Origin of the sequence: Rothia sp. HMSC061C12 (assembly GCF_001815755.1) — a bacterium.
GTDB lineage: Bacteria > Actinomycetota > Actinomycetes > Actinomycetales > Micrococcaceae > Rothia > Rothia mucilaginosa.
Map to the genome: position 1 here is coordinate 85,635 of NZ_KV821880.1, position 20,248 is coordinate 105,882.

13 protein-coding genes, 3 tRNA genes and 1 pseudogene are annotated in these 20,248 nt (G+C 61.3%); 4 read left to right on the plus strand and 13 right to left on the minus strand.

What is annotated here, in order from left to right:
* Positions 1 to 125: 125 nt before the first annotated feature.
* The 5 genes from HMPREF3055_RS08655 to glnA all read right to left on the minus strand — a co-directional run bounded on the left by HMPREF3055_RS08655 (position 126) and on the right by glnA (position 5,633).
* A tRNA-Val gene (locus tag HMPREF3055_RS08655) sits at positions 126 to 197 on the minus strand.
* A 24-nt stretch (positions 198 to 221) separates the two neighbouring features.
* A tRNA-Cys gene (locus HMPREF3055_RS08660) sits at positions 222 to 292 on the minus strand.
* 47 nt (positions 293 to 339) lie between these two features.
* Positions 340 to 412, minus strand: a tRNA-Gly gene (locus HMPREF3055_RS08665).
* A 376-nt stretch (positions 413 to 788) separates the two neighbouring features.
* Positions 789 to 4,133, minus strand: coding sequence for a bifunctional [glutamine synthetase] adenylyltransferase/[glutamine synthetase]-adenylyl-L-tyrosine phosphorylase (locus HMPREF3055_RS08670; RefSeq protein WP_210399390.1), 3,345 nt, complete (start codon positions 4,131 to 4,133; stop codon positions 789 to 791).
* Positions 4,134 to 4,292: 159 nt separating this feature from the next.
* Positions 4,293 to 5,633: a type I glutamate--ammonia ligase gene (gene glnA, locus HMPREF3055_RS08675; protein WP_049340701.1), complete on the minus strand. Its 1,341-nt coding sequence runs from the start codon at positions 5,631 to 5,633 to the stop codon at positions 4,293 to 4,295.
* 417 nt (positions 5,634 to 6,050) lie between these two features.
* Between glnA and HMPREF3055_RS08680 the strand changes: the two genes are divergently transcribed.
* Both HMPREF3055_RS08680 and panB read left to right on the plus strand, forming a co-directional pair.
* Positions 6,051 to 7,892, plus strand: a complete 1,842-nt coding sequence (locus tag HMPREF3055_RS08680; RefSeq protein ID WP_070738854.1) for a geranylgeranyl pyrophosphate synthase — start codon at positions 6,051 to 6,053, stop codon at positions 7,890 to 7,892.
* Between the two features lie 66 nt (positions 7,893 to 7,958).
* The gene (gene panB, locus HMPREF3055_RS08685) at positions 7,959 to 8,873 is read left to right on the plus strand and encodes a 3-methyl-2-oxobutanoate hydroxymethyltransferase (RefSeq protein ID WP_070738855.1); all 915 of its coding nucleotides are present in this window, start codon (positions 7,959 to 7,961) and stop codon (positions 8,871 to 8,873) included.
* A 144-nt stretch (positions 8,874 to 9,017) separates the two neighbouring features.
* Here the strand turns inward: panB and HMPREF3055_RS08690 are convergent, their stop codons facing one another.
* Positions 9,018 to 9,275 (minus strand): hypothetical protein, encoded by a 258-nt coding sequence (locus tag HMPREF3055_RS08690; protein ID WP_083313480.1) that lies wholly within the window; start codon positions 9,273 to 9,275, stop codon positions 9,018 to 9,020.
* Between the two features lie 258 nt (positions 9,276 to 9,533).
* Between HMPREF3055_RS08690 and map the strand changes: the two genes are divergently transcribed.
* Positions 9,534 to 10,445 carry a type I methionyl aminopeptidase gene (gene map / locus HMPREF3055_RS08695; RefSeq protein WP_005506520.1) on the plus strand — a complete coding sequence of 304 codons (912 nt, stop codon included), beginning with the start codon at positions 9,534 to 9,536 and terminating at the stop codon, positions 10,443 to 10,445.
* A gap of 112 nt (positions 10,446 to 10,557) precedes the next feature.
* A complete protein-coding gene (gene ppgK, locus HMPREF3055_RS08700) occupies positions 10,558 to 11,409 on the plus strand; it encodes a polyphosphate--glucose phosphotransferase (RefSeq protein ID WP_070506710.1) in 852 nt (283 codons plus the stop codon).
* 231 nt (positions 11,410 to 11,640) lie between these two features.
* Here the strand turns inward: ppgK and nrdR are convergent, their stop codons facing one another.
* The 7 genes and pseudogenes from nrdR to HMPREF3055_RS09470 form a co-directional block, all read right to left on the minus strand.
* Positions 11,641 to 12,096: a transcriptional regulator NrdR gene (gene nrdR, locus HMPREF3055_RS08705; RefSeq protein ID WP_005506525.1), complete on the minus strand. Its 456-nt coding sequence runs from the start codon at positions 12,094 to 12,096 to the stop codon at positions 11,641 to 11,643.
* 175 nt (positions 12,097 to 12,271) lie between these two features.
* The gene (gene dnaE / locus HMPREF3055_RS08710) at positions 12,272 to 15,814 is read right to left on the minus strand and encodes a DNA polymerase III subunit alpha (RefSeq protein WP_070738856.1); all 3,543 of its coding nucleotides are present in this window, start codon (positions 15,812 to 15,814) and stop codon (positions 12,272 to 12,274) included.
* Between the two features lie 109 nt (positions 15,815 to 15,923).
* Positions 15,924 to 16,910 (minus strand): RluA family pseudouridine synthase, encoded by a 987-nt coding sequence (locus HMPREF3055_RS08715; protein WP_049350345.1) that lies wholly within the window; start codon positions 16,908 to 16,910, stop codon positions 15,924 to 15,926.
* A gap of 104 nt (positions 16,911 to 17,014) precedes the next feature.
* Positions 17,015 to 17,629 (minus strand): signal peptidase II, encoded by a 615-nt coding sequence (gene lspA, locus HMPREF3055_RS08720; RefSeq protein ID WP_070738857.1) that lies wholly within the window; start codon positions 17,627 to 17,629, stop codon positions 17,015 to 17,017.
* A gap of 324 nt (positions 17,630 to 17,953) precedes the next feature.
* Positions 17,954 to 18,493 carry a DivIVA domain-containing protein gene (locus HMPREF3055_RS08725; RefSeq protein WP_049340716.1) on the minus strand — a complete coding sequence of 180 codons (540 nt, stop codon included), beginning with the start codon at positions 18,491 to 18,493 and terminating at the stop codon, positions 17,954 to 17,956.
* A gap of 461 nt (positions 18,494 to 18,954) precedes the next feature.
* Positions 18,955 to 19,254 carry a YggT family protein gene (locus HMPREF3055_RS08730; protein WP_005507764.1) on the minus strand — a complete coding sequence of 100 codons (300 nt, stop codon included), beginning with the start codon at positions 19,252 to 19,254 and terminating at the stop codon, positions 18,955 to 18,957.
* 10 nt (positions 19,255 to 19,264) lie between these two features.
* Positions 19,265 to 19,576 (minus strand): annotated as a pseudogene (locus tag HMPREF3055_RS09470) (cell division protein SepF); the annotation flags it as partial.
* Between the last annotated feature and the right edge of the window lie 672 nt (positions 19,577 to 20,248).

The following is a 20,248-nucleotide window of genomic DNA, read 5'->3' on the forward strand; positions in this document are numbered from 1 at the left end:
CAGGGTGCCCGAAGCGAAGCGAGGGCGGGTCCCCTGTAGGAACAAGGAGGGCACCATCCCTCCTAAACCAAAACTAAAAAGTTAAACACAAAAGCCCTGATTCCGAAGAATCAGGGCTTCATTTGTGCGCGATACTGGGATCGAACCAGTGACCTCTTCCGTGTCAGGGAAGCGCGCTACCGCTGCGCCAATCGCGCTCACAAAACAGTTGTTTTGTTGCGAGGTGAGGACGGGATTCGAACCCGCGTACACGGCTTTGCAGGCCGCTGCCTAACCACTCGACCACCTCACCGCATACGCTCCACGAGGGAACGCGTTCGAACTCTTGGAGTCCTTACGAGCGGTTGACGAGACTTGAACTCGCGACATCCACCTTGGCAAGGTGGTGCTCTACCAACTGAGCTACAACCGCATATCAGCGTATTCAATTTGAATCATGACGAGGAGTTTTTCGCTCCGTCGTGCTGACAGGTAAATACTATACGGGGTTTTTGAGTGTTTGCCAAATCCTTTGCAGAATGCCTTGTGTTCCGCATGTTTCCGGGGCAGAACGGGGTATTTGGGCTCGTTTTTGAGGTGCGCGAGCAAAATTTATTTTCATGGTGCCGGTCACATTTTTGGGGTTTTGGGGTGGTTACTGTTCCCGTGAGGGCAGCAGCGGGCACACGATGTCCTCCACGATGTCTGCAGAACGTCCGCAAAATTTTTTCAAAAGAGAACGAAAAAGAGAGGCGGGGAGCCAAAATTGGTTCCCCGCCCCTCCCCCATGAATTCCGCGCCTGTGATTTTTAGAGTTCTTCGAAGAAGAGTCGCTCGTAGACTTTGCGGGCGTTGCGGGTTTGGCGCAGGTAGTCCTCTTCGAGGGCGCGCGCGCTGCCGGCGGGGTATCCGCACCAGCGGGCGATTGCTTCCAAGTCGGCGCGTCCCGAGGGTAGGGTGTCGGATTGGCGCACGCCGCGCAGTACGTTGCCGCCGCGAATCTTCGTGGCGAGTAGCCAGGCGCCGCTGAGGACTTCAGCGTCCGCGGCCTCGACCAGCCCCGCCTCAACCGCGGCGTTTAGCGCCTTCAGGGTGGAGGTGGTTCGTAGCCCCGGCACGACGTGCGCGTGGCGCAGCTGCACGAGCTGGACCAGCCATTCCACGTCAGAGAGGCCGCCGCGGCCGAGCTTGAGCTGGCGGGTGCGGTCGGCACCGTGCGGCATGCGTTCGTTCTCAACGCGCGCTTTCATGCGGCGAATCTGCTGCACCTGTTCGGGCGTGAAAGTTGCCGGGTAGCGGTACGGGTCGATGAGCTCCACGAAAGCCTCGCCTAGCGCCTCGTCGCCGGCGATGGGGCGGGCGCGGGTGAGCGCCTGGAACTCCCAGGTTTCCGCCCATCGCTCGTAGTAGGAGCGGTAGGAGTCCAGCGATCGCACAATAGCGCCCTGCTTGCCTTCGGGGCGCAAGTCGGCGTCCACTTCGAGGGGCCGTTCGGCACGAATGGCGGGCTTCACCGGCTGCTTGAGGAGCGCCAGGGTGCGGTTGACAATGCGTGCCGCCTGTTCCTGTGCGGCGTCTTCGTCGGCCCCGTCGAGGGGTTCGTGAACGAACATGACGTCCGCGTCGGAGCCGAAGCCGTTCTCGGCGCCGCCGAGGCGGCCCATGCCGATGACGGCGATGCGGGTGAGCAGCTTCTCCCCCGCTGTCGCCTCAGCTTCGGCGCTTTCCGGTGCCGCTTGGAGTTCACGCAGGGCAATCTGCAGCGCCGCACCGATTGTGCACTCATCAATGGCGGCAAGACCGGCGCAGGTGTCCTCAACGTCGACGATGCCCAGGGCCCAGCCCATGGCGGTGCGCAGGGTTTCGCGGCGGCGCAGGTAGCGCACGGCGCGCATCGCCTCGGCTGCGTCCGCGTGGCGTGCCAGCAGGGAGGAAATCTCGGAGGCGAGAGCCTCCTCCCCCAGCGGTTTGAGGTCGGCAACCTTGTCCAGCCAGGCGATGGAGGCGGAAGCGTCCTCGAGCAGGTCGGTCATGGGGCGTGAGCTGGAGAGCAGCTGGCTGAGGCGTTCGGCGGCTGCGGGCGAGTCGCGGAGCATGCGCAGGTACCAGCTGGTGCTGCCGAGCGATTCGGAGACGATGCGGAATCCGAGCAGACCGGCGTCCGCGTCCACGCCGCGGGCGAACCAGCCCAGTAGCACGGGCATGAGGTGCCGCTGAATGTCTGCGCTACGGGAAAGTCCCGTGGTGAGTGCCTTGATGTGGCGCATGGCGCCGCGCGGGTCGCGGTAGCCCAGCGCCGCAAGACGGTCCTGTGCCGCCTGTTCGCTGAGCACCACTTCGTCGCGGCTGAGCGTGGAGACAGCGGCGAGTAGCGGGCGGAAGAAGATTCGCTCGTGCAGAGAACGGACATTCCGTTTAATTTTCTGCCACGCCTTCAGCATCTGCTCGGCGGAGAGCGTGCCGTTGCGTTCCGGGGAGAGAATCGAGCGGGCAAGAGCGCGCTGTTCGGCTTCCTTCTCGGGCATCAGGTGGGTGCGGCGCAGCTGCTGCAACTGGATGCGGTGCTCGAGCACGCGCAGCTTCTTGTAGTCGCGGCTGAATGCTTCGGCGTCGGTGCGGCTAATGTAGCTGACGGCGGTCAGCGCCGCGAGGGAATCCACGGTGGATTTGGTGCGCACAGCGGGGTCGGTTCGACCGTGCACGAGCTGCAGCAGCTGCACGGTGAACTCAATATCGCGCAGGCCGCCCGGACCCAGCTTAATCTGGCGGTCCACCTGGTTCGAGGGAATATTGTCGGTCACCCGGGCGCGCATCGCCTGCACGGATTCCACGAAGGATTCACGGGCGGCGGACTCCCACACGAAGGGGTCAATGGCGCGGGCGTAGCGGGCACCCAGCTGCGCCGAACCGGCGATGGGGCGCGCCTTGAGCAGCGCCTGGAACTCCCAGTTTTCCGCCCAGCGCTTGTAGTACTGAACGTAGGATTCGACGGTGCGAACGAGCGGGCCGTCCTTGCCTTCGGGTCGCAGGTTCGCGTCGACTTCCCAGAGGGCGGGTTCGGGTGCGGGGCCCATGATGGCGCGGGTGAGGGCGTGCACGAGCTCCGTGCCGATGGTGGAACATTCGTTCTCGGTGAGCTTGAGCGGGGTGCTCTCCCCTTCTGCCCCGGCATGAGGCGCGGCGCCAGCGGTGGCGGGTTCCACGGGCGCAACCACGTACACCACGTCAACGTCAGAGATGTAGTTCAGCTCGCGGGCACCGCACTTACCCATACCGATAATCGCCAAGTCCAGGGCGTCTACGGCTTCGCCTCGGCGAGGAGCCGCCAGGCCGGGGCCCAGCCCCTCCGCCACTTCGGTGCGGGCAATGGCGAGTGCACCCTCCAGCGCGGCGGCAGCCAAATCGGCGAGGTGACGACCGATGGTGGGCATCATTTCGACCGGGTCTTCACAGCACACGTCGAGCAGGGCGATGCGCGCCAGGGCGGCGCGGTAGGCGACGCGCAGGGTCACGTAGCCGTCTTTGCCGGTCTGCTCGGCGGCAGCGCGCGGACGCTCCGCGTGGGGGTCGGCACCGAGGGCGGTGAGGATGTCACGGCGGTAGGGGGTGTCCAGCGGTGCGATGGGGGTCAGGAATTCCCCGTCGGTTTCCGGCAGAATCGACGCCGGGTGCTGGGAGCGAATCAGCGCGCTCTCAGCCGGGTACACCTGCGTGTCGAAGAGCGGGTCAATGTGTTCGGGGCGGCGGTAGAGAAAATCGCCAATCGCCTGGGATGCGCCGAGCAGGCGGTACATGCCGAATTCTTTGTCGCCGCGGTTGGCGCGTTCGGCGACCGCCGGGTGCTTCTCGATGAGGCGCACGAGGGCGGGCAGGGCAATATCCGGTGAGGGCGCGAGGCGCAGCCCGGCAAAGAGCGCATCCTGCGAGACGTGCTTCAGTTCGGGTGCGTTGAGCCAGCGTTCTGCCTTGGACGGGTCGTGGAAGCCGGTGGCGATCATGCGGGTGCGCAGGCGTAGCTGGGCTTTGCGTTCGGCTTCGGCGCGTTGCTCGTCGTCGAGCGCATCGGGGGCGATGTCGGTCAGCGGCTTGGGTTCTTTGGCGGGGTCAACAATGCGGATGAGCCCGGTGACCGGGTAGTGAGAGCTGTCAGTCATAGCGTGAGAACTGTGGGTAGAGAGTATAAATTTCGGCGGGATAAAAAGCGATGCTGATACACCTGTGGGCGGTACCCGCCGGCGTGTTACCGGTAGCGGGTACCGCCCTGAGGCTGTCAGCGCTCACTCATCCTGTGAGGAGGTGAGAGGATCCAGCCGTTAGAGGATTCCGAGGTTGTGCTTGAGCTCGTAGGGGGTCACCTGAGCCTGGTACTGGTCCCAGTCGGCGCGCTTATTGCGCAGGAACTGCTCGAAGACCTGCTCGCCCAGAACCTCCGCCATGAACTCGGATTCTTCGGTGATATTGATGGCTTCACGCAGGGACGCGGGCAGCGGGTTGTAGCCCATGGCGCGGCGTTCGGCGTTGGTCATGGCGGCGAGGTCTTCGGTCACGGCGGGCATGAGCGGGTACTCGTTTTCGATGCCCTTCAGGCCTGCTGCGAGAATCACCGCGTAGGCGAGGTACGGGTTCGATGCTGAGTCCAGGCCGCGGTACTCGATGCGGGCGGACTGCATCTTGTTCGGCTTGTACAGAGGCACACGCACGAGGGCGGAGCGGTTGTTGTGGCCCCAGGAGACGTAGGAGGGTGCCTCGCCGCCGCCCCAGAGGCGCTTGTAGGAGTTGATGAACTGGTTGGTGACCGCGGTGAATTCGGGGGCGTGCTTGAGCACACCGGCGATGAAGTGGCGCGCGGTCTTGGACAGCTGGTATTCGGCGCCGGCTTCGAAGAATGCGTTGGTGTCGCCTTCGAAGAGGGAGAAGTGGGTGTGCATGCCGCTGCCGGCGTACTTGGTGAAGGGCTTGGGCATGAAGGTTGCGTACATGCCCAGCGAGTAGGCGACTTCCTTGATGACGGTGCGGAAGGTCATGACGTTGTCGGCGGTCTGCAGGGCGTCGGCGTGGCGCAGGTCGATTTCATTCTGGCCGGGGCCGGTTTCGTGGTGGCTGAATTCGACGGAGATGCCAACTTCTTCGAGCATGGTCACTGCCTTGCGGCGGAAGTCCTGCACGATGCCGCCGGGGGTGTGGTCGAAGTAGGATTCGTAGTCCACGGGCACGGGGAATCCGTCGGCGCCGAGCTTGGAGGATTCGAGCAGATAGAACTCAATTTCGGGCGAGGTGTAGCAGGTGAAGCCCATCTCCGCAGCTTTGTTGAGTACGCGCTTGAGCACGCCGCGGGTGTCGGATGCGCTGATTTCACCGTCGGGGGTGAGTACGTCACAGAACATGCGGGAGGTGATGTCTTCTTCACCGCGCCAGGGCAGGATCTGGAAGGTGGAGGGGTCCGGCTGCAGCAGCATGTCGGATTCGTAGATGCGGGAGAAACCCTCAATCGAGGAACCATCGAAGCCCAGGCCCTCGTCGAAGGCGCTTTCTACCTCGGCGGGCGCGAGCGCGACGGATTTGAGGGTGCCGACCACGTCGGTGAACCAGAGGCGGATGAAGCGGATGTCGCGCTCTTCGATGGTGCGCAGTACGAATTCCTGTTGACGGTCCATGAGTTGCCCTCTCGGTGCGGGCGCGCATCCGCGTGGTACCCGTCTGTGGGTGGCGGAGGCGCGCTAAATTTGCTGCCGAGGTGAGGAAGACCCTGTTGCGGAAGGTCCTGCATGTCCCTTGGGGTTCCAAGGGGTTCCGGCGGGTTGTGTACCAGCGGTGCTGGCGCCTCCTTGCCCCGGCGTGTGTCCTGTTGTTATCTAGCCTATCGGGTTCTGCTGTGCGTCGCGCGGGTGGGAGGTTTCGTTTGTGTAAATTCTCTTTTTCTGCGCCGCGGTAGCTCAGATTCTGGGCGGTATCGGGGCCGCTCCCCCACTTTTCTGCGGTGTGGGTTTTACTCAGATGCCAAGCAGGTTCAGATACCTAGCATATGACGGTTCTCGGGGCGGGGAGCGGGGTCGCCTTGCGATAATGGGAGTATGCTACATTCCATTCTTCCCTCGACTGTGCAGTTTCCGTCGGAGCAGTTTCCATTGGCGCAGCTTCCGCTGGCGACCAGCATCGTTGCTGCTGACCCCACCGGGCTTGAGTGGCTGCTACTTATTGCCGCCCCCATTGTTTTCTTGGTGTTGTATCTGGTCTGTCTTTTTGCGGTTGCAGTCTTTGGCCCGACAGTCATGAAGAATAACAAGACCGGTGGTGCGACCTACCTGCTGGACCGCCCCTCCCGTGTGGCGTTTAGGACCCGCACCGTGGCGTTGTGGGCGCTGGTTGGTGCGTTTGTGGAGTTCATCTGGACCGGTTACACGGGCCGTTTGGGTTCGAGTGCGGCTATTCCGGTCATTATTTTTAGTTGGTCGTGGAAGTACACTTTCTTCTTCTTGCCGCTTCAGGTAATTCGTTCCTGGTATGTTCACGCAAGCCGCGGCAAGTATGATGCGCTGTCGGCTGAGGGTGCTCAGCGCCGTGAGAAGCTGAACCGTAAGAGCGCTTACGAGGTGTCGAAGATGATGCAGCGTAACCCGCAGCAGTTCGCCATGAATAAGGAACTACATACGCTGGCGCGCGGTCAGAAGATTGCGGGCGTGCGTCCGTTCCAGCACCTTGACGAGGCGGGCAAGAAGCGCCGCACGAACTATACGGTGGAGCTGGCTGTGGCGCTCATGCAGGCGCGTGCCATGAACCCCGGCAAGCTTCCGTCGGAGGCGTTCGGTGAGAGCATCCTGGGTATGGGTGTTGGCATTACATCTGATCGGGCGGTGGAGCAGACCTGGTTGACTCTGTGCACGGAGCGTGTCAACGCGCCGGATGCGCCGAACTACCCGGATTCGCTGTACCCGGTGGCGGCTCGTTTTTCACTGTTTACCACGATGTCGCTGTTGCAGCCGGTGATGGGCCGCCCCTATTCGCCGTTTACTGCGCCGGATGCTCGTCGCTTCGTGCCGCGTGATTTCTCGGCGGATACTGTGCTGTTGAAGACTGAGGAGCTGGGCAAGAAGGCTTTGACGCAGAGCGCTATTTTCCGTCAGATTCATGAGCGTCTTTTGCCGTTGCATCGGCAGCAGCCTCAGCTGGTGGATGGCCGCGCGCTGGCGTATTGCGGTGCCCTGCTGGTAAGCGTGGCGAAGGCGGAGGCGGAGAGCCAGCGTCTGACGAGCCAGATTCTGGCGACGGCTGCTTCGGAACGTGGCGTCCTGTCCTTTGGCGTGTTCTCGCAGATTTCTGAGGATTATCAGTGTGTTCAGCGTCTGCTGAATCTGATGGTGAAGGCGACCGCCGACATTGAGCGTTTCATTAACGCGGTGGAGGCGTTGGTGCAGATGCATTCTGGTCCGGTTCAGCCTTCCGGCATTACCTACGAGAAGGTGCAGATGGAGTACATCGCTGCTCTTCTGGACGTTATTGTCTTCTCTTCGCACGCCCCGCTTGCCGGTTCTATTCAGGCGTCTTACGCCCTGCTGAAGGCAGACTATGAGGCGTTTACTTTCAACACCACCGATGAGCTGAGCCGTAGCTACTGGCTGCAGTACGCGAAGAACGCGGTGAACGCCTGCGATACGGGCCTGTCTCAGGGCTATGAGGGTTTCTTCGATAACGATGCAGCGCTCCCTGCGTGGGAGTCCTACGCGGAGGACGTCGTGAAGGAAGTCTGCACCTATTCGATCATGCAGCTGTACTGGGATGCGCTGGTGCAGCAGGCTCTCATTCAGCGCGATTTGCCGCGTGAGTTTAGTGATGCTTCTTCCGCTGTTCCGGAGCTGATGAATAAGAACGCCGCTGCATCGTTCCCGACCTACTACATTAACCTCATCTGGAACTAGGCATAGTTGTTCCCTCGTGGTGAGCGGTACGCCAGGTTGGAGCCGTACAGGGTTAGAATAGTCAGCATGACTACTGAGCGTTCTTCCGAGATCTCTTCGCCCTACGCGGCACAGCCTGCCGCTACCTCCGCGGATGCTCCCGCGACTGCTTCTGCGTCGAAGCCTTTTGACCTGGACACCGTCAAGAAGGTTCGTACCGTTCACCTGGCGCAGGCTAAGGCGACCGGGCAGAAGTTCTCCATGCTGACCTGCTATGACGCCCTGACCGCGCAGATTTTTGATCGCGCGGGCATCGACATGCTACTGGTTGGCGATTCCGCGGCGAATGTGGTGCTCGGTTACGAATCGACCCTGACCATTACCCTGGATGAGATGATTCCGCTGGTTGCGGCGGTTTCTCGCGGTGCTTCCCGCGCCATGGTGGTTGCCGATCTGCCGTTTGGCTCCTACGAGCAGTCGCCGCAGCAGGCGGTGGCGAGCGCTGTTCGCCTGATGAAGGAGGGCGGCGCGCACGCGGTCAAGATTGAGGCGGATGCCTCGATGACCGAGTGGGTTCGCGCCCTGGTGCGTACCGGTATTCCGGTGGTGGCGCATGTTGGTTTCACCCCGCAGTCGGAGCATGCTCTGGGCGGTTTCCGTGTGCAGGGCCGCGGCGATGCATCTGAGCGTGTTCGTGAGGATGCGGTGGCGCTGGCTGAGGCTGGCGCGTTCTGCGTGCTGATGGAGATGGTGACTACCCAGACTGCGCAGCTGGTGGATGATGCTGTGGGCGCTGTACCGACTATTGGTATTGGTGCCTCGAATGTGACGACCGGTCAGGTGCTGGTGTGGCAGGACATGATGGGTGTTCGTTCCGGTCGCGTGCCGCGTTTTGTGAAGCAGTTTGCGCAGGTCGGTCAGGTCATGGAGGACGCTGCGCGTGCTTATCGTGAGCAGGTTCGTTCGGGTGAGTTCCCGGCGGCTGAGCACACTTTTGAGTAGGCTTTAGGCTGAGAAGAAAAGCGTGAGAAGAAAAACTTGATGAAGAAAGACCCCCGTATCCGGTGCTCCGGGTGCGGGGATCTTCTGTGTCTCAAACTTTTTGTGGTGTTGGTAGCCTCAAACAACGCCGGGAGCGTTGAATCTTTAGCTCCAGTCGCTGTCCTTATCCCAAGCTTCGTTGCGTTCGCGGGCGCGGTCCATGGCGTGTGCCGCCTCCTCGTAGGTTTTGAAGGGGCCCCACAGGGAGGTGACGGCGCTCTGCTGGCCGCGCTCAACCTCGCCGGTTTTGAGGTTGTACCAGTACTCTTCGGGATGCGGGCTGGTGGCTTCGGTCGCGGAGTTCAGGGTCTTTTCGACCGCCGATTCGATGGCTTCGCTCAGGCGGTTTTTCTTCTCACTCATGGGTTCTCCTTCGACGGTGAGGGGCTGGTGTTTCTAGTTTCTCACGCACATAGGTTCGTGGCAACGAGGCGGGCAGAGCTTCTCACGGCGCTCCCCCTCCAGGGTCTTCCGCCTCTGCCTTCCGCTGCGCACAGTTTTGCCGCTGGGGTGCATGAAATTTTATTCACAATCTGGGAAAAAGGTACGGCTTATGTATCCGCCGCTTTTTTAGCGCCTGAGCAAGGGACACAACCCGCCCACGCCCGGTAAGATGAAACTATGTCTTCAACCAAAACGAATACTTCGCACAATCTTCCTGCAGAGCCCGGTCGAGCACCCGTGGGTTGTCTGACCCCCGGACGCATCACCCCCATGCGCCCGGTCCCCTCGCACATTGTTCGCCCCGAGTACGTGGGTAAGCCCACCGCCAACGAGGGTAACGACTCGAACATGTACACCCCCGAGGAAGTTGAGCGGGTTCGCGCAGCCGGCAAGATTGCGGCAGGCGCCATTGTTGAAGCATCCAAGATTTGCGTGCCCGGCACCACCACCGACGAGATTGACGTGCTGGTCCACGAATACATTTGCGACCACGGCGCGTACCCCTCCACCGTGGATTACCGCGGCTACCCCAAGTCCGTGTGCACCTCCCTGAACGAGGTCATCTGCCACGGCATCCCGGACTCCACCGTGCTGGAGGACGGCGACATCCTCAACCTGGACGTCACCGCATACCTGGACGGCATGCACGGCGACACCAACAAGACCCTACTCGTCGGCAACGTGGACGAAGAGTCCCGCCTGCTGGTTGAGCGCACCGAAGAGTCCCTGAACCGTGCGATTAAGGCTGTGAAGCCGGGCCGCCAGATTAACGTGATTGGTCGCGTCATTGAGAAGTATGCGGCACGTTTCGGTTACGGCGTGGTTCGCGACTACACCGGTCACGGTGTGGGTCGTGAGTTCCACTCGGGCCTCATCATCCCCCACTACGATGCGGCACCCGCCTACGACACCGAGATTCGTGAGGGCATGATTTTCACCATTGAGCCCATGCTGACCCTCGGCACCATCGAATGGGACCTGTGGGATGACGACTGGACCGTGGTCACCCGCGACCGCAAGCGCACCGCGCAGTTCGAGCACACCCTCGTGGTGACCGCTGACGGCGCGGACATCCTCACCCTGCCCTAAGTTGTTGTCTTAGGCATCTAAGTTTTACGGCTAACCTGCCGGACCATCTATTCATTATCACTCGATAGCGCAGATATGTTCCTCCGCTCAGGCGAAGGAAAGAAAGGAAATCATGGCTAACTACGCTGAGCCCGGCCTCATCAACGACCTGCCCGAACCCACCCCCAAGGACCTGCAGATTGGTGTGGACATTGGAGGCACCGGCATTAAGGGCGGCATCGTCGACCTGCGCACCGGTAACCTCGTTTCGGACCGTTTCCGCATTGACACCCCCAAGCCCGCAACCCCCGCCGCTGTGGCTGAGGTTGTACGCCGCGTAGTCGACGAGCTGCAGGGTCGCGACCTGGCACCGGACCCCGAGTCCGCTGTCGGCATCGACTTCCCCGCAGTGGTGAAGAACGGCATGGTCTTCTCCGCAGCTAACGTGGACGATTCCTGGATTAACACCGACCTGGAGCAGGTCATGAGCGAGGCGCTGGGCGGCCGTACCGTCTACGGTCTCAACGACGCTGACGCAGCCGGTCTGGCTGAGGCAACCTACGGTCAGGGCCGTAACCGTGACGGCCTGATTGCTGTCATCACCCTGGGCACCGGCATCGGCTCCGCCCTCATCAACAACGGCGTGCTGATCCCGAACACCGAGCTGGGCCACCTGGAGATTGACGGCCACAACGCCGAGTCTCAGGCTTCCGCTCGTGCCCGCGAGGTGCACGAGCTGTCCTGGAAGAAGTACGGCAAGCGCCTGTACCGCTACTTCGAGCACGTACAGATGCTCTTCTCCCCCGACCTGTTCATCATTGGCGGCGGCATCTCCAAGAACCCGGAGAAGTTCATGCCCTACTTTGAGGATCAGATTCGTACCCCCATGGTCATGGCTGCCCTGCGTAACAACGCGGGTATTGTGGGTGCGGCACTGTGGGCTGGCGGCATGCTGCCGGAGCGTCAGCGCCGCGGCGAAGCGTAAGGTTTTCCTGAACCTGCTTGACCCGCGGCCGCGTCAGCGCCGCGGCGAAGCGTAAGGGCTTGCTTCCTGCTATCCGCCTCGGATAGCGCTTCACATACGTACGAAGGGACCGCCTTCCGAATCATTCGGAAGGCGGTCCCTTCTGTATGCCGCCGCTCATGTAGCGGCGGCTGAGCTCATTAGCTACTGGGTTAGCTAGTGGCTGTGCTAGTCAGTTACTGTGCTAGCTAGTTACTGGGCGATGCGGTCCTCACGCAGACGCGCAATCGCCTCCTCAAAGTCTTCAAGGTTCTCAAAGGCCTGGTACACGCTCGCAAAACGCAGGTAGGCGACCGCGTCCAGCTTCGACAGCGGCTCCAGGATGGTCAGACCCACCTCGTGCGCGTTAATCTCCGCCAGACCGCGAGCACGAATCAGCTCCTCAACCTCCTGGGCGAGCTTCGCCAAATCATCCTCACCCACGGGGCGGCCCTGGCATGCCTTACGCACGCCCGCGGCAATCTTCGAACGGTCAAAAGGCTCGGTCACGCCGGAACGCTTAATCACCGAAATGGTGGTGGTTTCAACGGTCGTGAAGCGGCGAGCGCAGGAGGTGCACTGGCGGCGGCGGCGAATTGCGGCGCCGTCATCGGTGGTGCGGGAATCCACCACGCGCGAGTCGGTGTGCTTGCAATAGGGGCAGTACATTGTTTCTCCTTGGCTGGGCGCTAGCGCCCGCGTATACAGCGCTCAAGAATATTTATACCTATTCTACCGTGATATAGAGCGGATACACCGTATGTTGTGAGTGAATATACGCTCAGGGTGGACTCTGCTATGCAGAATCCACCCTGTCATTCCCACCTTGCGGGGTTATATATGTTTAGCGTCGAATGCAGCTCGGACCGAAAATCGTCTTGATTTCACCGAAGAGGCTCGGGTTCGGTTCCACACGCACACTAGCGTCCAGAAGCACCAGTTGCTCCTTATCGCGGGTGCGGATGAGCATGCGCACATCCGCGGTGCCCTTGTGGTCGCGCAGGGTCTCCTTCAGCTCCTTCAGGTTCGCCTCGGTCACCAGGTACTCGGGTACCACGATGGTGATGGGTGCGGCGCGGCCGTCATCGCTGATTTCCAGGATCTGCAGTTCCTGCGCGCTCATGTTCACGCTACCGTCGTCGCGGCGCTGCACGCGGCCACGAATCGAGCAGATGAGGTCGTCCGCCAGGGCGGCGCCCATCGTCTCGTAGGCGCGGGAGAAGAACATGACCGTAATGGTTGCGCCCGAGGGGTCTTCCAGCTCCACGGAGGCGTACTGGTTACCGCTGGACTTGGCGATACGACGCGAAACGCCGGTGAGCATACCCGCAATGGTAACGGTTTCGCCGTCGCGCACGTGCGAGTCTTCACCGATGATGTCGTGTACCGAATGGCTTGCGGCATCCGAGAGCGCACGCTCCAGTCCGCGCAGCGGGTGGTCCGAAACGTACAGGCCCAGCATGTCACGCTCAAAGTTCAGCTTCTCACGGCGGTCCCACTCGGGCACGTCGGGGATGGTCACGGTCAGCTCATCACCCAGGGTGTCATCCATTCCGAGGGAGCCGAAGAGGTCGAACTGACCCGCCGCTTCCTTACGCTTGACCGCCACGGCTGCGTCCACTGCCGCCTCGTGAATGAGCGACAGCGAACGGCGCGTATGGCCCAGGTCGTCGAAAGCGCCCGCCTTAATGAGCGACTCGATGGTGCGCTTATTGCACACCTGCAGCGGCACCTTCTTCAGGAAGTCGTTGAAGGACTCGTAGCGTCCCTTCTCCTCGCGGGCGGCAATCATACCTTCGACCACGTTCGCGCCCACGTTACGGATCGCGCCCATACCGAAGCGGATATCGTCACCGACAGGGGCGAAGGTCAGGGTGGACTCGTTCACATCCGGCGCGAGCACGGTAATGCCCATGGCGCGGCACTCGTTCAGGTACAGCGCGAGCTTGTCCTTGTTATCGCCCACGCTGGTCAGCAGCGCAGCCATGTACTCCTGCGGGTAATGCGCCTTCAGGTACGCCGTCCAGTACGACACCAGACCGTACGCAGCCGTGTGCGCCTTGTTGAACGCGTAGTCAGAGAACGGCAGCAGAATATCCCAGAGCGCCTTAATAGCGCCCTCAGAGTAGCCGTTAGAAATCATGCCGTCGTGGAAGGTAGCGTACTGCTTATCCAGCTCCGCCTTCTTCTTCTTACCCATCGCACGGCGCAGCAGGTCTGCCTCACCCAGAGTGTAGTTCGCGACCTTCTGCGCAATCGCCATAACCTGCTCCTGATACACAATCAGGCCGTAGGTGGTGTCCAGAATGTCCTTCAGCGGCTCTTCCAGCTCGGGGTGAATCGGCTCAATCTCCTGCTTACCGTTCTTACGCAGAGCGTAGTTGGTGTGCGAGTTCGCGCCCATCGGGCCGGGACGGTACAGCGCCAACACTGCCGAAATGTGCTCGAACTCCTCGGGCTCCATGAGCTTGAGCAGCGAGCGCATCGGGCCGCCATCGAGCTGGAACACACCGAGGGTGTCACCGCGCGCCAGCAGACGGTACGATTCCGGGTCGTCCAGCGAGAGGGATTCAAGGTCCAGGTCGATGCCTCGGTTGACCTTAATGTTCTCCACCGCATCGGAGATGATGGTGAGGTTACGCAGACCCAGGAAGTCCATTTTGATCAGGCCCAGGCCCTCACAGGTGGGGTAATCGAACTGGGTAATGACCTGGCCGTCAGCCTCGCGGCGCATCACGGGAATCACATCCACCAGGTTCTTGCTGGACATAATCACGCCCGCGGCGTGCACGCCCCACTGACGCTTCAGGCCCTCCAGGCCCTTCGCAGTCTCGAACACCTGGCCGTAAATCTTATCGACCGGGTCCTCAATGAGGGCGCGCAAATCTGCCGCCTCGGCGTAGCGCTTATCCTCTTCGTTGTACACGTTCTCCAGAGCAATGTTCTTGCCCATGACGTCCGGCGGCATCGCCTTGGTGAGGCGCTCGCCCACCGAGTACGGCTGGTCCATCACGCGGGAGGCGTCCTTGAGCGCCTGCTTCGCCTTAATGGTGCCGAAGGTGACAATCTGCGCGACCTTCTCTTCACCGTACTTTTCGGTCACGTAGTCGATGACTTCGCCGCGGCGACGATCGTCAAAGTCCACATCGAAGTCGGGCATGGAGACGCGGTCGGGGTTGAGGAATCGCTCGAAAATTAGGTCGTGGTCGAGCGGGTTCAGGTCGGTAATACGCATCGCGTACGCGACCATGGAGCCTGCACCGGAGCCACGGCCGGGGCCCACGCGAATACCGTTGCGCTTAGCCCAGTTGATAAAGTCGGCGACCACGAGGAAGTAGCCGGGGAAGCCCATGGAGGTAATAACCCCCACCTCGTACTCTGCCTGCTTGCGCACCTTGTCGGGCACACCGTCCGGGAAGCGGTAGTGCAGGCCCTTCTCGACCTCCTTCACGAACCAGGATTCCTCGTTTTCGCCCTCGGGCACGGGGAAGTTCGGCATGTAGTTCGCCTTGGTGTTGAACTCCACGTTGCAGCGTTCAGCGATTTCGAGGGTGTTCTCGCACGCGCCGGGAATGTCGCCGAACAGGGCGTACATTTCTTCTGCAGAGCGCAGGTAGAAGTTATCCGCGTCGAACTTGAAGCGCTTGGGGTCGGTGAGGGTCGAGCCGGACTGTACGCACAGCAGCGCCGCGTGGGCGGTGTGGTCTTCCTGGCGGGTGTAGTGCAGGTCGTTGGTGGCGACGAAGGGCAGGTTCAGCTTCTTGGCGAGGCGGTGCAGATCCTCCTGGACGTTGCGTTCAATGTCCAGGCCGTGGTCCATGACCTCGCAGTAGAAGTTATCTTTGCCGAAAATATCGCGGAATTCACTCGCCGCCTGGACCGCCTCGTCGAACTGACCCAGGCGCAGGCGCGTCTGAACCTCACCGGAGGGGCAGCCGGTGGTGGCAATCAGGCCCTTCGAGTAGGTCTGCAGCACCTCGCGGTCCATACGCGGCTTGTACAGCTGACCTTCCAGCGACGCAATCGAGGAGGCACGGAACAGGTTGTGCATGCCCTCAGTGGTTTCAGCCCACATGGTCATGTGGGTGTACGCGCCACCACCGGAAACGTCGTCACGGGAGCCGTCGCCCCAGCGCACACGCGAACGGTCGGTGCGGTGCGTGCCGGGGGTCAGGTACGCCTCCACACCAATGATGGGCTTGATGTCGTGCGCTTTAGCCTGGCGCCAGAAGTCGAAGGCACCAAAGAGGAAGCCGTGGTCACTAGTCGCCATGGACTTCATGCCGAGTTCTTTAGCGTGGGTGAACAGGTCACCCAGGCGCGCGGCACCGTCGAGCATGGAGTACTCGGTGTGCACATGCAGGTGCGTAAATTCTTTGGTTGCCACGGGAATCTCCTGGAGGTGTGGACTGGAGGATGGGCGGTGAATGTGAAGCTGTGTGCGGCGGCCCGCGGGTGGCTCTACCTAGCTGGGCTGTCTAGCCGAACCGAGCTGTCTAGCCGAGCTGAACCTTACCCTCGCGCAGAGCGGTCAGCGCGTAGGACAGGTCGAGCGGGTACTCGCTGGTGAAGGTCACGCGCTCGCCGGTGCCGGGGTGATCGAAGCCCAGGCGGTGCGCGTGCAACCACTGGCGGGTCAAACCCAGTTCGGCGCTAAAGCGCGGGTCTGCGCCGTAGGTCAGGTCACCGCAGCAGGGGTGGCGCAGCGCGGAGAAGTGCACACGAATCTGGTGGGTGCGCCCGGTTTCCAGGTGTACCTCCACCAGGGATGCGGGACCAAACGCTTCGAGCACATCGTAGTGGGTGATGGAGTTGCGTCCGTCTTCGACCACGGCGAACTTCCATTCGTTGCCGGGGTGGCGGCCGATGGGTGCGTCGATGGTGCCACGCAGCGGGTCGGGCAGGCCCTGCACGAGGGTGTGGTAGACCTTGTCCACAGTGCGTTCCTTGAAGGCTCGCTTGAGTTCGGTGTAGGCGCGTTCGCTGCGGGCTACGACCATCAGGCCGCTGGTGCCCACGTCCAGGCGGTGCACAATGCCCTGGCGTTCTGCCGCGCCGGAGGTAGCAACCGAAATGCCCTCGCCCATGAGCGCGGAGATGACGGTGGGACCGTGCCAGCCGGGTGAGGGGTGTGCCGCCACGCCTGCGGGTTTGTCCACCACAACGATGTCCTCGTCCAGGTGCACGATGCGGAAGCCATCCACCTTCTCGGGGCGGATGTCCGCCAGATCGCGCGGTGCGGGTGCATCCACGACGACCTCGTCCCCTGCGGACAGCTTGTAGGACTTGCCGATTTTCACGGACTTGCCATTGTTGGTCACGGTCACGTGACCGTCACGAATCCACCCGGAGGTGCGGGTGCGCGGCGCATCGAGGGCACCGGCGAGCGCGGCGTCCAGGCGCATACCGGCGAGCGCGCCTTCAACGGTGAATTCGGCGCGGATGCGTGCCGTATCTTCGGCGGCGTTGGTGGTTTCGCTCATGCGGCTCTCCTTCGGGTGGTGTTTGCTTTGGTTGTCTGTGTGAGGGGTCGTCTGTATGAGAACGGCTATAGGCACGTGTAACGGCGATGCAGCCGGGCAGGAAGCTATTTGGCGCTCTTTTTGTCGGTGCTCTTATCGTCAGCCTGCACGCGAGTGCCGTTGAGGTTCAGGCCCTTGAAGTTCAGCAGCACGATGAACGCCATGCACACGCAGATTGCGGAGTCTGCAATATTGAAAATCGCGAAGTTCGGTACGGAAATAAAGTCAACCACGTGGCCGGAACCGAAGCCGGGCTCGCGGAAGAGACGGTCGAAAAGGTTGCCGCAGATACCGCCGAGCAGTCCGCCCAGGGCGAGGGTCCAGGACAGGGCGCGGGTGCGGCGCAGCAGGTAGAGCACCACGGCTGCGGCGACGACCATGACGAGGGTGAAGACCCAGGTGACGTTCTCACCCATGCTGAATGCGGCGCCGGAGTTACGGATTGAGTACCACCACAGAAGCCCGTCAATGACGGTGATGCGCTCCCCCAACTGCATCTGGGTAACGACCAGGTATTTGGTGCCCTGGTCGATAGCGAACACGACGGCGGCGAGCACGAGCGCGAGAATCCCCGCGGAGCGAGCCGAAAGGATGCGCACGCGGCGTCCAGTGGCTTCTTCGGCGGCGTTATCGCTAGCCTGTGCGACTGAGGATTCAGCAGTCTTGGGGGTGTTGGTCATAGCTCTCCTCTAGTCTGTGCCGGTTGCTGCGGTCTGTTCCGGTTGTGGCGCCTACGGTGCGGAGGCCCCATGGTACGGAGACAGGGCGCGCTCGCGTTCGATAGTGCCCCTCTAGCTTAGCAAATAGGGGTAGCGCATCGAGTATTCGGCGGTGATGTGGCGGGTGCTCTCCCCCGCTTTGCACGCTGGGTTTTTAGGCCGTGCCGGGCGGGCATGAGAATACCGCCCGGTTCTTTCGATCTTCCCCGGTGAATAGCGGTGGAAGAGAAAGAATCCGGGCGGCATACGCTTCAAAGCGTCGTTAGCTTATTTAGGCACGCTGATTTATGCGGAAGCCTCGATGGACTTGAGGTTCTTCAGCTCCTGAACCTGTGCGTCCAGGTGCTGCAGCAGCTTGGAGCGGTAGCGGCTCTCGAAGCCGCGCAGAGCCTCAACAGCGATCTCCAGCTCTTCCTTCTCGTCGGTGAGGCGGGAGAGAACCTCTTCGCGCTGCTGCTGAGCTTCGCTCACCATAGCGTCTGCCTTCCTCTCTGCCTCTTCGAGCAGTTCAGCCTTAGCCTTCTCGCCCTGTGCCACGTAGTCGTCGTGAACCTTCTGTGCCATGGCGAGCAACGCCGCCGCATCCTGAGGTGCAGCCGATGCCGCCGAGGACTGTGCGGGTGCTACAGCTGCTGCGGGGGAATCGGGTGCATTTGCAGAGAGCTGCTCAACCTGACGCTCCAGAGCGTCACGATCGGAGTAGAGTGCGCGCAGTTCGACAACAAGCTCGTCCAAGAAGTCGTCGACCTCGTTGCGGTCGTAACCGGACTCTTCGGTTACGATCTTGAAGCTCTTAGTGATCAGGTCTTCGGGGGTGATTGCCATGGGCTTCTCCTCTGGGTATCCCTACGGTGTTTGGTGGTGAAGATGAGTGCCGCGGATTCACCAGCCAGATAGGTCGTGATCCCCGATAATTCAGGGTCCCGATGGGTCAGGGCATGGCTATTCCGCTATGCAGTCGTTGGCACCAATTCTACTATTCTTTGGTTTCTGTGCCCGGTTACACGTCGGTTGAATCGTAAAATATTCGCTCGGCGCAAGGGTGGGATTCACCACGCGCTGCGTTTATCCCTATCCCCGCCGTAATCAAGCTCGATATCTGCTCGCGGGTGCATTTCGCATGATTCGACGCCGGCTGTATTCGTCTCTCCCCCCTCGCGGGAGGTTCTTCTCGGCCCAGAAATTGGGTACAGAAAACCCCGCCAGCACGTCATCCCATGTCAGGATGCCAAGCGCAAGCGGGGCTCTCATGCCTAGTTCTCGTATCTCTCCGATGGAGGGGCACGTTAGGACAGCTTCGCGGTAATCGTCGTCATGATGTTCAGCAGGAAAGACAGCAGAACAATCAGAATCAGAAAACCGGTATCCAACGCAACGTTACCCACACGCACCGGCGGAATCAGACGACGCAACAGGTTCATCGGCCAGTCCGTCACCGCGTACACGCCGCTAGCGAAGAGCAGAACGATGCCCTTCGGGCGCCATCCCGGAGCGAACATGCGTACCCAGTCAAAGAGCATGCGCAGCAGCATGGAGACGTAGAGAACGTACAGAATAATCGTAATGAGGGCGAAAATATAACCCATCTATCAGTCCTTAGCCCTGGTCGAAGGGGAATTCGCCGTCGGTCTCAAAGCCGGCGGGAACCTCGGAGTTAGCCACGCCCAGAACCTCCAGGTTGGAGGGGGTCAGCAGGAACACCTTAGCGGTGACGCGCTCAATGCGGCCCTCCAGTGCGAATGCCAGACCGGATGCGAAGTCCACCAGGCGCTTTGCGTCTGCGTCAGGCATTTCTTCCACGTTCATAATCACGGGGATGTTCTCGCGGAATGCCTCACCAATGATCTTTGCGTCATTGTAGGAGCGGGGGTGGATAGTGGTGATACGACGCAATTCGTCCTCTTCTTCCTCGTAACCGTAGGTGTATCCGTTGGTTTCTTCGGGCGCGTAGCCCTGTTCGTAGTAGCCGTCGTTGGAGTACGTATCGGCGTACTGCTCGGTGTATTCGGTATTCGGCACCGGGGTGTCCTCCCAATTGTCTGCGCTGGCGTCGTCCCAAGTCTGTTCGGTTTCTGCCAGATCAGCTGTGGTTTCAGGTGTATGAGCGGTGGCGTGTGCCGCTGCATCTACGGTTGCTCGTCCGTCGGCAGATTCTTCTGCGTCCAGATACTCGGTTTCTGTACCGTCATCGTAGCTATCAGCCTGCAGGTACTCTTCCTGTTCAGTATAGGCGGGTTCGTCCTGCAGATGGTAGGTTTCGCTCTGCGACTCGGCATCGCTGTACTGTGCCGAGCCGGGCAGTGCTGAGAGCCTGTTGGCGCTATCGGTCTTCTGCGCTGTAGCAGCCTGCCCTGCGGAGGCGTTCGCCTCCTTGCGGGTGTCAGCCTGCACAGCCTGCGGGGATTCTTCCGGCGTCGCCTCGGCGTCCTGGTATCGTTCCAGGCCGAGGAAACCCGCCAGACGGCTTTGCTTCGCCATGATTCTCTCGCTGTTCTTTGCTTGTGGTGTACAGGGTCTGCCGTGGTGCTTCGTCAGAAGGTGTGTGCGTGACGGTACGTCATGCACCGGCATGTATATATT